The sequence below is a fragment of the Enterobacter wuhouensis genome, assembly GCF_035835995.1.
Classification (GTDB): Bacteria; Pseudomonadota; Gammaproteobacteria; order Enterobacterales; family Enterobacteriaceae; genus Enterobacter; species Enterobacter wuhouensis.
On the sequence record NZ_CP142124.1, the window covers coordinates 4,068,240 to 4,081,619 of the forward strand.

The 13,380-nt window shown below is 59.0% G+C and carries 10 protein-coding genes; 2 read left to right on the forward strand and 8 right to left on the reverse strand.

Annotation, left to right across the window (positions count from 1 at the left end):
- Positions 1-10: 10 nt before the first annotated feature.
- Positions 11-1,276 carry an oligosaccharide MFS transporter gene (locus tag VPX56_RS19355; RefSeq protein WP_326468386.1) on the reverse strand — a complete coding sequence of 422 codons (1,266 nt, stop codon included), beginning with the start codon at positions 1,274-1,276 and terminating at the stop codon, positions 11-13.
- A gap of 33 nt (positions 1,277-1,309) precedes the next feature.
- Positions 1,310-3,124: a DUF2264 domain-containing protein gene (locus VPX56_RS19360; RefSeq protein ID WP_326468388.1), complete on the reverse strand. Its 1,815-nt coding sequence runs from the start codon at positions 3,122-3,124 to the stop codon at positions 1,310-1,312.
- A 166-nt stretch (positions 3,125-3,290) separates the two neighbouring features.
- On the opposite strand from VPX56_RS19360, the gene VPX56_RS19365 reads away from it, so the two are divergent.
- The gene (locus VPX56_RS19365) at positions 3,291-4,130 is read left to right on the forward strand and encodes an AraC family transcriptional regulator (RefSeq protein ID WP_131633503.1); all 840 of its coding nucleotides are present in this window, start codon (positions 3,291-3,293) and stop codon (positions 4,128-4,130) included.
- 41 nt (positions 4,131-4,171) lie between these two features.
- On the opposite strand, the gene VPX56_RS19370 is transcribed toward VPX56_RS19365, so the two are convergent.
- From VPX56_RS19370 to VPX56_RS19390, 5 genes are read right to left on the reverse strand one after another with little or no spacing between them, the layout of a single operon-like run.
- Entirely contained in the window at positions 4,172-5,047 is an 876-nt protein-coding gene (locus tag VPX56_RS19370) for a MurR/RpiR family transcriptional regulator (protein ID WP_263611237.1), read from the reverse strand.
- The gene (locus tag VPX56_RS19375; protein WP_326468392.1) at positions 5,044-5,994 is read right to left on the reverse strand and encodes an iron-siderophore ABC transporter substrate-binding protein; all 951 of its coding nucleotides are present in this window, start codon (positions 5,992-5,994) and stop codon (positions 5,044-5,046) included. Before VPX56_RS19375 ends, VPX56_RS19370 begins: the two co-directional genes overlap by 4 nt.
- Before the next feature lie 9 nt (positions 5,995-6,003).
- Complete coding sequence (locus VPX56_RS19380) at positions 6,004-7,044, reverse strand: FecCD family ABC transporter permease (protein WP_326468394.1); 1,041 nt, start codon at positions 7,042-7,044, stop codon at positions 6,004-6,006.
- A complete protein-coding gene (locus VPX56_RS19385) occupies positions 7,041-8,024 on the reverse strand; it encodes a FecCD family ABC transporter permease (RefSeq protein ID WP_263611234.1) in 984 nt (327 codons plus the stop codon). The genes VPX56_RS19380 and VPX56_RS19385 overlap by 4 nt, the downstream gene beginning before the upstream one ends.
- On the reverse strand, positions 8,021-8,833 hold the full coding sequence (locus tag VPX56_RS19390; RefSeq protein WP_263611233.1) for an ABC transporter ATP-binding protein: 813 nt from the start codon (positions 8,831-8,833) through the stop codon (positions 8,021-8,023). Before VPX56_RS19390 ends, VPX56_RS19385 begins: the two co-directional genes overlap by 4 nt.
- A 382-nt stretch (positions 8,834-9,215) precedes the next feature.
- Between VPX56_RS19390 and VPX56_RS19395 the strand changes: the two genes are divergently transcribed.
- The gene (locus VPX56_RS19395) at positions 9,216-11,345 is read left to right on the forward strand and encodes a TonB-dependent siderophore receptor (RefSeq protein ID WP_326468396.1); all 2,130 of its coding nucleotides are present in this window, start codon (positions 9,216-9,218) and stop codon (positions 11,343-11,345) included.
- Between the two features lie 120 nt (positions 11,346-11,465).
- Here the strand turns inward: VPX56_RS19395 and parE are convergent, their stop codons facing one another.
- Complete coding sequence (parE, locus tag VPX56_RS19400; protein WP_131633492.1) at positions 11,466-13,358, reverse strand: DNA topoisomerase IV subunit B; 1,893 nt, start codon at positions 13,356-13,358, stop codon at positions 11,466-11,468.
- Positions 13,359-13,380 lie beyond the last annotated feature (22 nt).

Here is a 13,380-nt window from a genome sequence, read left to right on the forward strand (position 1 = left end):
GACGGCGTAATTATCGTGTTGAGGTTTCTGCTACGTTCAGCGCGCGGGCCCCGCGCCATTTGCTCTGGCAGGCGGATAACGTAAAGGCAGAAATAAGGGTAAAGGTCAGCGCCGTGGCGCCCATGATGATATAGGTCTGCTCAAAGCCGATGCGGTCATACATATATCCCGCAGGTGAAGAAACCACCACGTTACCGACGTAGAGCATGGCCTGATAGCCCAGTAAATACATGGTGGCGTTAACGCGCTTATCGAAATGCTCGGCGATGTATTTAAAGACCGACACCAGCAGCAGGCATATTTCCAGGCCGTACAGCGGTTTCAGCACGGAAATTAACAGGTGTGAATCGCACATGCCGGAAATAATCAGGCGCGCGCCGACCACCAGGCCGACGATTAACAGCCCGCGCTTGGCGCCAATAAAGTTCACGAACAGGGGGATCACCATATACATGACGAACTCCATCCCCGACTGCACGGTGCCCAGATAACCAAACACCGCGTTACCCTCGTGGATATCGTCGAAGAAGGTGACGAAATAGCGCGAGAACTGCTGCTCGGCGATAAACATCATCCACGCCACGCCCGCCACGTAGAGGCAGAAGGCCCAGAACTTGCGGTTTCGCAGCAGGGCATACACGTCTGACGGAGCGATTTTCTCTTTGGTCAACACGTCACCGGCGCGAGCGGAGTTAGTGTTCACTTTCAGGCTCAGCAGGACAATCAGCATCACCACCGAAGCCACGCTGCCCATGATGAAGTTATAGGCCGGCGAGAGGTTAAACAGCAGGCCGGAGAACGAAGACGCCACCGCCCAGCCGAGCGATCCCCACATGCGGATCTGCCCGAACTCCATGCCGTTCAGGCGGCTGAAGCGGTCGGAATAGGATTCACACGCCGCCACGCCCGCGTACCAGGCAAAGCTTAAATAGAGCGCGCCGATAATAATTCCCAGCATCGTGTTGGACATTAACAGCGGCTGATAGACGTAAATAAAGAACGGCGCCATCAGGGCCGACATGGCGACCACAAAATAGAGCAGATATTTGCTCATGCCGATCTTATCGAGAATGTAGCCGTAAATCGGTTTGAGAATAACGGAGAAAATACCGTTTACGGCAAATACGGTCCCAATAACCGATCCGCTGAGGTTGGCTTTTTGACCAAGCCAGATAGCCAATAGGCCAATACTGGCAGACCAGGTAAAGAAATAGAGAAAAATAAAGCTGCTGATTTTGTAATATTCGGTTCTGTTTGTTGTAGATGTATTTTTCATATCATCCTCGCCGACGTGTAGGGGTCAGAGTTTTTATAACGTGAACGATATTTGTCGTTCGCTTCCGGGTTCGCGAATAACGACCTGGTTTTGGGTGATGTTCAGCTGCGGCGCTACCGCATCGTGTGGCGATCCGCTGGCAACGACGGCGCAGCAGAGCCAGCTTTCCCCTGGCGGGAGATCGGTTTTTAACAGCGGAATGGAGGCGCACTCCGGGAACATGATGCTGCTGTTTGGCGGCGTGACGATGCTGTCCGGCTGGCGAGCGATGGCGGGCGACAGATCGACAATCAGGCTGCTGCCGTTTTCCGCCGCGAGATAACAGCCGCGCTCGCGGATCTGATGTTCCGTTTTCATCACCGCGAAACCACCCTCTGCCGTTTGCAGGGCGCGCGCGCTGTTGATGCGGTGCAGACGCAGATGCCACTCTCCGAACGGCACTTGCCAGGTATCGATATGCACGTCGTGCCACGGCGACCAGCGCGAGTAGATAGAGTTTTCGTCCACCCGCACCGCGTCACACGCGCGGCGCCCGCGGTAGTAATCGTCTCCGTCCGCCAGCAGCAGCATGGAGTCGCAGGCGGCATGCTTCAGGCCAAAACGCCCGCGCTCAATGGTGAAGCCGAAGCGGCTGGAGTAGGCAAATTTGGTGTATTTGGCGTCGGTATTGACGTAGTTGTTCAGCTCAAGCTGTCCGGCGGTGAGCAGGGTGACGTGCTGTGACTTTTCCGCATGGATAAGGATCTGCTGGGCATGCGGAATCACGTGCTTTTCAGCCAGTGCGGGTAACGGCTCCTCATCGGCCAGCCAGAACGGGTGTGCCTCCGGTAGCGCCAGAATAAGGTAGGTTTTCAGCGCCCAGTACGGCGAACCGGGCGAGTTATAGTCCTCGCACATTGCGAGGTTCGGATAGGCAAAACCGAGGGTCAAAATGCCGTCGCGATCGGTCATCGGCTGCTGCTGCCACCAGCGCAGATGGCGCAGAATAATGCCCTTCACGATGCCCGGCGTGAACACCTGCAGCCCGGAAAAAGCCACCGCGCTCCAGAACGCCACCATCGCAAAGCGGTAGGTCAGGCTGCGGCCAAACGGCACCGAGGCACCGTCGGCAGCGGACCAGTAGATAAAGTCTTCCGCGAACAGGCGCGAACGCTCGCGCAGCACGTCCGCCCTCGCCTCGTCGCCGCTCAGGGTGGCGTAGATCAGCCCGTAGAAGTGGAAAGCCATCGAGATGTAATAATCCTTCGGGCGGCCCGGGCCGTCGGAATACCAGCCGTCTCCCAGATAGTAGGCGTCCATCAGCGCAAAGCGGCGATCGATGGCGGCCTGGTCATAGGGCAGTCCGGCGCGTTTGAAGCCGAGCTGGACCATAATGGCGAAGTAGTTCCAGTTGCTGTCCGGCATTTGCGCGTCGGTAATTTGGCTGAGCCAGGCGTGGAGGTTCATCACTTCGCGCTCGGTGAAGCGATCGAGGAGTTTGTCGCCCAGCAGGGACAGCCCCAGACCGTAGGCCGCCATCTCTACAAGGCGCTGATCGTAAGGGCCGGCTTCGCCCCAGTAGCCTGCGCTTTGCGGATCGGTGCCGAGCCTGATGGCCGTTATGTACTTCTCGCTAAACGGCGTGGCGTCGCCGCCCGCCATCAGCGGAAACAGCCCCCACAGCGCGCGGGAAAGCCCTTCCATCTGCGCAATGTCCGTTGCGTAATGCGCACAGGTTTCCCCCAGAGAGAAGCGGGAACCGCCCGGCGGAAACTGCTTATCCAGCGCGCCCAGCATCTCGTTCAGATACGCCACTACGTCCCGGCGTGAAGACAACGGATTTGATTTTTCTTTATTTACCGCCCACATTGGTTTGCCCTCGTAATCAACTGCGGCAAAGCATAGTGAATCCACAAGGGGCAGAAATGTTAGCCATGTCACAGCTAAGAGCGATGAATAAACCCGCAGTTAAGAAAATTTAAAAAGGTGGTTTATAACGTGGTTGTTACGGGAAAAAGTTGAGTTTTATTGCACTATGCGCGACACGCCGATATCCGACCGTCTTGAGCTGATTACCCTGAACGACACCGTCGTGTCGTTCAGCCGCCTCTTTGCCAACACGGTGCGTTACCACCACTGGCACCAGTGTCTGGAAATTCTGTATGTGGAAGAAGGGTTTGGCGTGGCGATTGTCGACAACCGCCATTACACCATGCGCCCCGGGCGGCTTTTTTTCTTTCCGCCGTTTACGCTGCACAAGGTGATGGTAGACGAGCAGGCCGAAGCGATTTACCGGCGCACCATCATCCATCTCGACCATCATGCCGTGATGAAAACCCTGCGCGATTTCCCGCAAACCCGACAGCGGCTGGAGCGGCTTTCGCGCCGCGGCGGCGAGGCGTGGGTCGCTGACCTGGCGCATTGCCGTCAGCATATCGATCACCTGCTGGGCTGTTATCAGTCTCCCATGAACAGCGAGAGCATCGCCGGGATGTTGATAAGCCTGTTTGCCATGCTGCCGGACGATAACGCCGGCGCGCCGGGCAGCAGCCAGGGGATCGCAAGCCAGGTGATGTTCTGGCTGGACGAGCATTACCAGGAAAAATTCCGGCTCGACGCGCTGGCCGAAGAGCTGGGGAAATCGCGCAGCTACGTGTCGCGAAAATTCCATGCGGAGACGGGCGAGAAGATCCACGACTATCTGAATACGTTACGGCTGCGCAAGGCCTGCGAGTCTTTGCTTCACACGGATTCGAGCGTGCGGGACATCGCGGCGCAGACGGGTTTTTCCGACGTGACGTGGTTTATCAGCGCGTTCAAAAAAGGGATTGGGGAGACGCCGCTGCAGTACAGGAAGAACCATCGTGCGGTTTGACGCCCTCACCCCAGCCCTCTCCCACGGGGAGAGGGGGAAAATCAACCGCTTTTCTTGCCCGGCTTTAACCCACGGTGAAATTCGTTGATGCGCTTCATCGACCTGATGGTGCGCTGCGGCTCGGTGGAGGCGACGGACAAAATAATCATCTCCAGACACAGCAGCACCGTGCCGTGCAGCGGTATTTTGCCCTTCTCACCGCCGCGCGGAACGTGGATCACCACGCTCGCCTCTTTGCTGAATCGCGAGTCGGTGGCGTTGGTCAGCAAAATGGTGGGAATGCCCAGACGCTTCGCTTCGCGCAGCGTGGTCTGCCCTTCCCGGTGCGCAGATTTTTGCGCCATCATCACCAGCACGTCGCCACGCTGTAAGGCAATAAGCTGTTCGGCGAGGCCAATGCCGGTGCGGTTAAGCGGGATCGCAGGCAGACCTATACGGCTAAACAGGCGAGAGGTGTACTCGGCCAGAATGCCGGATGCACCAATGCCAAAAATAGCGACCTGCCTCGCCTGCGCCAGCAGCGATACGGCCTGCGCCATCGCATAGCGATTGTCCGGCTGGGACAAGACGTTACAGGTGTGCTGATGCCCTTCCAGCACAAAATCGATGCTCGCGTTAACGTCGCTGGTGAGCGTATTCACCGTGGTGGACATCTTCTCGCTGGAGGTGATCACCGGGCCAAACCACTGCTCCAGCGTCTGCTTCAGATCGCGCAGCCCCGCAAAACCGAGCGCCTGAATGGCGCGCACGACGGTGGCATCAGACGTATCGAGCATCGTCGCAATCTCCATTGCCGTCTGCTCCATCACCGCTTCCCGGTTCTCATTGATATAGCGCGCCACCTGCAGCAGGCGCGGCGTCAGCTGGTGCGCCCGCGCTCGAAAGCGGTCGCCGTAAACATCGACTTTGCGGCTCAACGTGACGCCTCCGGCAGCGGACGGCCCGCTATCTGCGACTGCACCTGCGCGGCCATCAGCCCCAGCGAGGCAAATGAATTTGAGATCGCCTCCTCGCGGGAGATGAGCACGTAATGCCCGGTTCGGCAGGCGTTGAGAAACTGACACCAGCCCGGCATCACCGCATCCATCGCCGCCAGCTCGTCCTGCGGTTTACCCCCGGTATCCCCGCGCCAGGTGGCAAAGACAAAATCGGCGTCCAGCTCCGGCAGGCGCTCGGCGCTGACGTCGATGCGCCCGCCCTCAGGGATGCTCTCAATCAGCGGCGGGAACCTGAACCCGGCGTCGCGCAGCACGCGCCCGAGCGAGTGATAGCTGTGCATGGCGTTAATTTTTCCCTGATTAGCCTGAATCACCGAGACGGTTAGCCTGCTGGTGTCGATCGTTGCTTTCAGGGCCTTGATTTGCTCCTCGTAGCGACGTTCCAGAACCTTTAGCCGCGCCTGCGTTCCGGTCAGCTGCGCCAGCTTGCGGTAGATCTCCGGCGCGCCGCCGTCAAGGTGATCGATACTCACCGTCGGGGCAATTTTTTCCAGCTGTTCTACCGGCGTGCTGCGGGTCGGCTCGGTGATGATAAGATCCGGCTTCGCGGCGGCGATGGCTTCGATATCGATATCCGCAGTGCCGATAAACTTGATGTCGGAATTATCAAAGTCGACGCCGGTTAACATGCCGCTGGAGCGCAGAAAATGGCTGCCGTCCGGTCGGGTGCGGCCATGGCTGGCGATCGGCGGCACACCAAGCTCGATCAGCGGAATGGTGATATCCAGATCGTGCAAAGAAACGATCCGCTTCGGATGCACCGGCACCACCACTTTGCGGTTCAGATCGTCCGTAAACGTCTGCGTCGGCTCCGCCGCCCCGACGGCGAAGCCCACCAGCAGCAGCATCGAAAAAAGTACGCGCATTACACTCCCCTAAAATGTGTCCCGACGCTGCCAGAGCAGCAGCAGGAAAAACGGTCCGCCAATCATTGAAATTACTATTCCCGCCGGCAGCTGCAGCGGAAGAAATGCCAGACGCCCGACGTTATCCGCCAGCAGCACCAGCAGCGCACCCAGCACGGCGCTTCCCGTCAGCAGCGCGGTTTGCCCACCGCGCAGGAGCAGGCGCGCCATATGCGGCGCGATCAGCCCGACAAAGCCAATACTGCCCACGCACGAGACGCAGGCCGCGGTCAGCACAACGGGCGCTAAGACGCGCAGCAACGCCAGGCGAGAGGTACGCACCCCAAGGCCGGTCGCGGTTTGGTTGCCCAGCAGCGCGACATCGGCGGCGCGCGCGGTAAAGAGCAGCAGCGCGAACGCGGGCGCTGCCCAGGCAGCCGCAGTGCCGACCAGCGTCCAGTTTGCCGCGTGCAGGCTTCCGGCCAGCCACAGCATCGCCGTCTGCACGTCGCGCACGTCGGCGGTGGTCATGAAGATCCCCATCGCGGCGGCAAACGCCCACGACACGCCGATGCCGATCAAAATGAACCGGGGACGCGAGATATCGCGGGCCAGCGCCACCACCAGCAGCGCGGTCAGCAACCCGCCGGCCATACCGATAAGTGGCCGCCAGTACAGCCCCAGCGCAGGAAACTCAAAAATCAGCAGCAGCACCGCCGCGCTGCAGCCCTCCTTCACGCCGATAAGGCCAGGATCGGCCAGGCCATTGCGGGTGATGGACTGCATCGCCGCACCCGCCGTGCCGAGCATCGCGCCGCACAGCACCGCCATCAGCAGGCGCGGCAGGCGAATATCCATGACGATGTAATGCGTCTCTGCATCCAGCGTTTGCGGATAAACCAGCGCGCGCCCGATGGCAGAGGCGGGAATGGGCAGGGAGCCGTGGGTGAGGCCAAAAGTGACCAGCAGGAAGGCTATCAGCAATAAGAGGGCCAGGCACGCCAGCGCCCTCGGACGAATCAGCGCCGAGAAAATGCCGACGCGTAGCGCACGCAGTCCAGCCCGGTTCATTTGAACATCCTCGACGCCATAAGGATAAAGACCGGCGCCCCCACCAGCGCGGTCATGACGCCGGTTGCCAGCTCATACGGCGTAAACAGCGTGCGGGCGGCGATATCCGCCAGCAGCAGAACCAGCGCCCCGCACAGGGCCGAAAGCGGCACCATCACGCGTAAATCTACCGATACCAGGCGGCGGATCAGCTGCGGCACCACGAGTCCGATAAACCCGATTGGACCGGCAACAGAAACCGCCGCGCCGCACAGCAGCGCGATGGCCAGCAGCGCGAACAGCCGGGTTTTTAACAGCGATACGCCAAGCCCCTGCGCCATCCTGTCGCCCAGCGCCAGCATGTTCAGCGACGGCGAGAGCCAGAGCGCCAGCGCAAACCCCACGGCAGCCAGCCCCGCGGCGCTCCCGATCGTATCCCCGTTTAGCCCGGATAAATCCCCCGCCAGCCAGGTCCGCATGGCGAGCAGCGTCTGCTCATCCAGAATCAGCGCCGCGGCGGTAATCGACGAGGCGAAGGCCGACATCGCCACGCCGCACAGCGTGACCTTCATCGGCGTGAGGCCGGTGCGTCCGGATGAGGAGAACAGCAGCACCAGCAAAAAGAGCGCGGCGGCTCCCGCAGCGGCAACGAGCGGACGCCCAAACGGCAGCGACAGCCCAAGAGCGCTGGTCAGCACTACCGCCAGCGCCGCCCCGGCGTTCAGCCCCAGAATATGCGGCTCGCCGAGCGGGTTGCGGATCACCGACTGCAGCAGTACGCCCGCCACGCCGAGCGCAGCACCCGTCACCATCGCGGCGCAAAGGCGCAGCAGTCTTAATTTTATGATGACGTTATGGTCGAAATTGCGCGGCTCGAAATGGAAGAATGCTTCCACCACAGTCTGCGGGGCGATAAAGCGTGCGCCAATGCCCAGGTGCGCAATCGCGCCCATCACCAGCAGCAGCGTGAACAGGATAAATGCCAGCGAGGTTCGCATCATGACCTGTCGGCAGCCTGGCGAAACGGCATAAAAAACGGCTTTCCGGTCAGCGGGTTAACCGACATATGCACGTCAACATCAAACACCGCCTTAATGAGTTCAGGCGTGCAGGCATCGCCCTCATGCAATACGCCTTCAACTTTCCCCTGGCGTAAAAAGACCAGCGAATCCCCGTAGTTCACGGCAAAGTTGAGATCGTGCAGTACCACCACCACGGTGCGCCCGTGCCGGCGCGTCAGGGCGTGCAGCAGCTCGAGGATCTCCACCTGATAGCGAAGATCGAGATAGGTTGTGGGTTCATCCAGCAGGATGTAGGGCGTTTGCTGCGCCAGCACCATCGCGATCCAGCAGCGCTGGCGCTGGCCGCCGGACAGGCTTTCTACCGGCAGATGGGCAAACTCTGCCGTCCCGGTCAGGCGTAACGCCTCCTCAACCGCCTGCTCGTCCTCATCGCTCCACTGGCGCATAAAATTCTGCCAGGGAAAGCGCCCGCGCGACACCAGCTCAAACACGGTCAACCCTTCCGGCAGCAGCGGAGACTGCGGCAAAATGCCCAGCTGTCGGGCAACCGCTTTGGTTGGCTGTTCGTGAATGGCTTTGCCGTCCAGCACCGCGCTGCCGCCGAGGGGCTGTAGCAGACGCGCGAGAGTGCTCAGCAGCGTGGATTTTCCGCAGCCGTTGGCACCCACCAGTACGGTCATTTTCTGCCGGGGGATCGCAAGGGAGATGTCATCAACGATGATTTTTTTCTGATAGCCCGCAGAAAGGTTTTCAAGAACCAGTCCCGACTTTTTGGTGTTGTAAGCCACGTGAACGCCAACGTAATAATGGAGCTAATAAATAAAAATAAAACTCATTCTCTTTTGAGAGTTTGCCGCCGCCTCATGTAGTAGTCAAGAGAAGAAACACCCTTAAAAAGCCAGGGTTAAACGTCAAGATACACATCTGATGAATCTAAATTTAATCACATAATTTCAATCGATTACACAACACACCCAAAAGCATTGAGGTGAATAAGTTCACTGTAGCCAATTTTTTCTTTTTTCCATTTACTACTACATTCGCTCATGTTTGAATGATTCTCAATTACAAGTTCGATGCCGCAATGGCTAACGAACAGACCGTAAGGGCAATGACTCACACATTCTTCCGCAAGCCTTCCCTTGTGGATATTTTGGGAAAACAGATGTAATGGCTAAGTTCACACCTTCGTTCTCTGGGGTAAAAGGGCGCGCGCTCTTTTCACTTCTGTTTATGGCACCTCTGATACATGCAGCGGCAAAAGACGGCGATACCCTGACCGTTACCGCCGATCCGAATGCTACCGTTGACGCCACCAACGGCTATCAGCCCCTGAATACCTCTACCGCCACGCTGACCAACATGCCGATGCTGGATATTCCGCAGGTAGTGAATACCGTCAGCGACAAGGTGCTGGAAGATCAAAACGCGACCACGCTCGACGAGGCGCTGTACAACGTCAGCAACGTGGTGCAAACCAACACCCTGGGCGGCACGCAGGATGCCTTCGTGCGCCGTGGCTTTGGCGCGAACCGCGACGGTTCCATCATGACCAACGGCCTGCGCACCGTGCTGCCGCGCAGTTTTAACGCGTCAACCGAACGCGTGGAGGTGCTGAAGGGGCCGGCATCGACCCTGTACGGCATTCTCGATCCCGGCGGGCTGATTAACGTGGTAACCAAACACCCGGAGAAAACCTTTGGCGGCTCGCTTTCCGCCACATCGACCAGCTTTGGCGGCGGCACCGGACAGTTTGACGTCACGGGCCCGATTGACGGCACGCGCCTGGCGTATCGCCTGACGGGTGAATATCAGGACGAAGACTACTGGCGCAATTTTGGCACCGAGCGCAGCACCTTTATCGCCCCATCGCTGACCTGGTTCGGCGATGATGCCACCGTGACGGTGCTCTATTCGCATCGCGACTATAAAACGCCGTTCGATCGCGGGACGATCTTCGATCTCAATACCAAAAAGGCCGTCGACGTCGATCGCAAAACCCGCTTCGACGAGTCGTTCAACGTGACCGACGGACAGTCCGATCTCGCTCAGCTCAACGCGGAGTATCGCCTTAACAGCCAGTGGACCGCGAAGTTCGACTACAGCTACAGCCAGGATAAATACAGCGATAACCAGGCCCGCGTGATGGCCTACGATTCGAAAACCGGCAACCTGACCCGCCGCGTGGATGCCACCCAGGGTTCGACCCAGCGGATGCATACGACGCGTGCGGATCTGCAGGGGAACGTCGATATTGCGGGCTTCTACAACGAGATCCTGACCGGCGTGTCGTATGAGAATTACGATCTGCTGCGCTCGGATATGATGCGCTGTAAGAACGTCAAAGGCTTCAACATCTACCATCCGGTTTATGGCAACCTCGACAAGTGCACCACCGTCTCGGCGTCGGACAGCGATCAGACCATCAAGCAGGAGAGCTATTCTGCCTATGCGCAGGACGCGCTGTACCTGACCGATAAATGGATCGCCGTTGCCGGTCTGCGCTATCAGTATTACACCCAGTACGCGGGGAAAGGCCGTCCGTTTAACGTGAATACCGACAGCCGCGACGACCAGTGGACGCCGAAGCTGGGGCTGGTTTACAAGCTGACGCCAGCAGTGTCGCTCTTTGCCAACTATTCGCAGACGTTTATGCCGCAGTCGTCCATCGCGAGCTACATTGGCGACCTGCCGCCTGAGACCTCAAACGCCTATGAAATCGGCGCTAAGTTTGACCTGTTCGACGGCATTACTGCCAACATCGCGCTGTTTGATATCCACAAGCGTAACGTGCTGTATACCGAAAGCGTGGGTGATGAAACCGTCGCCAAAACCGCGGGCCGCGTGCGATCTCAGGGCGTGGAGGTGGATCTCGCCGGATCGCTGACCGAGAATACCAACATTATCGCCAGCTACGGTTATACCGATGCGAAGGTGCTGGAAGACCCGGACTACGCGGGTAAACCGCTGCCGAACGTGCCGCGCCATACCGGCTCTCTGTTCCTGACGTACGATATTCAGAATGCGTTTGCCGGTAATACCCTGACGATTGGCGGCGGCGGGCACGGCGTGAGCCGCCGCTCGGCAACCAACGGCGCGGATTATTATCTGCCGGGCTATTTCGTGGCGGATGCGTTTGCGGCGTATAAGATGAAGCTGCAGTATCCGGTGACGCTGCAGGTGAACGTGAAAAACCTGTTCGATAAGACCTACTACACGTCGTCGATTGCGACCAATAACCTGGGCAACCAGATTGGCGACCCGCGCGAAGTGCAGTTTACGGTGAAGATGGAGTTTTGACGTCAGTGCGGGGAGTTCCCCTCACCCTAACCCCAGAGGGGCGAGGGGATCGATCGTAGGCCCGGTAAGCGCAGCGCCACCAGGCAAAAAAAAGCCCTGCATCGCAGGGCTTTTTCAGCATCAGGCTTCAATGTCCGCCATATCGCCTTTCTCCTGCAGCCAGTTACGTCGGTCTTCCGAACGCTTCTTGGCAAGGAGCATATCCATCATGGCGTTGGTCTGCTGTTCGTCTTCGTCGCTGATGGTCAGCTGAACCAAACGGCGGGTATTTGGATCCAGCGTCGTTTCACGCAGCTGCATCGGGTTCATCTCGCCCAGCCCTTTAAAGCGCTGTACGTTCGGTTTGCCCTTCTTGCGCTTCAGCTGCTCCAGCACGCCCGCCTTCTCTTCTTCCGTCAGCGCGTAATAGACCTCTTTACCGAGATCGATACGGTACAGCGGCGGTAGCGCCACGTGGACGTGGCCGTTTTTCACCAGCGTGCGGAAGTGCTTCACAAACAGCGCGCACAGCAGCGTGGCGATGTGCAGGCCATCGGAGTCCGCATCCGCAAGGATACAGATCTTGCCGTAGCGCAGCTGGCTCAGATCGTCGCTGTCCGGATCGATACCGATCGCCACCGAGATATCATGCACCTCCTGCGAGGCCAGCACTTCATCAGACGAGACTTCCCAGGTGTTCAGGATCTTACCCTTGAGCGGCATGATCGCCTGATATTCGCGATCGCGCGCCTGCTTGGCCGATCCGCCCGCCGAGTCCCCTTCCACGAGGAACAGCTCGGTACGGTTGAGATCCTGCGCGGTACAGTCTGCCAGCTTGCCCGGCAGCGCAGGGCCGCTGGTCAGCTTTTTACGCACCACTTTCTTGGCGGCACGCAGACGGCGCTGGGCGCTGGAGATCGCCATTTCGGCCAGCATTTCTGCTGCCTGCACGTTCTGGTTCAGCCATAGGGTAAACGCGTCTTTCACCACGCCGGAAACGAACGCCGCGCACTGGCGTGACGACAGGCGCTCTTTGGTCTGCCCGGCAAACTGCGGGTCCTGCATCTTCACGGAGAGGACGTAGGCGCAGCGGTCCCAGATGTCTTCTGCCGACAGCTTCACGCCGCGCGGCAGGATGTTACGGTATTCGCAGAACTCGCGCATCGCGTCCAGCAGCCCCTGACGCAGGCCGTTGACGTGAGTACCGCCGAGCATGGTTGGGATCAGGTTGACGTAGCTTTCGGTCAGCAGCTCGCCGCCTTCCGGCAGCCACAGCAGCGCCCAGTCCACGGCTTCGGTATCGCCGCTAAAGTTCCCGACGAACGGTTTTTCCGGCAGCGTCGGCAGGCCGTTTACCGCTTCGCACAGATAGTCGTTCAGACCGTCGGCGTAGCACCAGGTTTGTTCGGTGTTGTTAACGTGGTCTTTAAAGGTGATTTCCACGCCCGGACACAGCACCGCTTTGGCTTTCAGCAGGTGCGTGAGGCGAGAAACCGAAAAGCGCGGGCTATCGAAGAAGCTCTCGTCAGGCCAGAAGTGGACGCTGGTGCCGGTGTTGCGTTTACCGCACGTGCCGACAACCTGCAGATCCTGCACTTTATCGCCGTTTTCAAACGCGATGTTGTACACCTGCCCGTCGCGTCGAACGTTCACTTCCACGCGTTTGGAGAGGGCGTTCACCACGGAAATGCCCACGCCGTGCAGGCCACCGGAGAACTGGTAGTTCTTGTTAGAGAACTTACCGCCCGCGTGCAGACGACAGAGGATCAGCTCAACGGCAGGCACACCCTCTTCCGGGTGGATATCCACGGGCATGCCGCGCCCGTCGTCGATGACTTCCAGCGACTGATCGGCGTGCAGAATGACGTCAACGCGTTTGGCATGGCCTGCCAGCGCTTCGTCCACACTGTTATCAATAACTTCCTGGCCCAGGTGGTTTGGGCGCGTCGTATCGGTGTACATCCCCGGGCGGCGGCGAACCGGCTCAAGCCCGGTGAGTACCTCAATGGCATCAGCGTTATAGGTTTGCGTCATGATTTAAACTAGCAATTCGCAT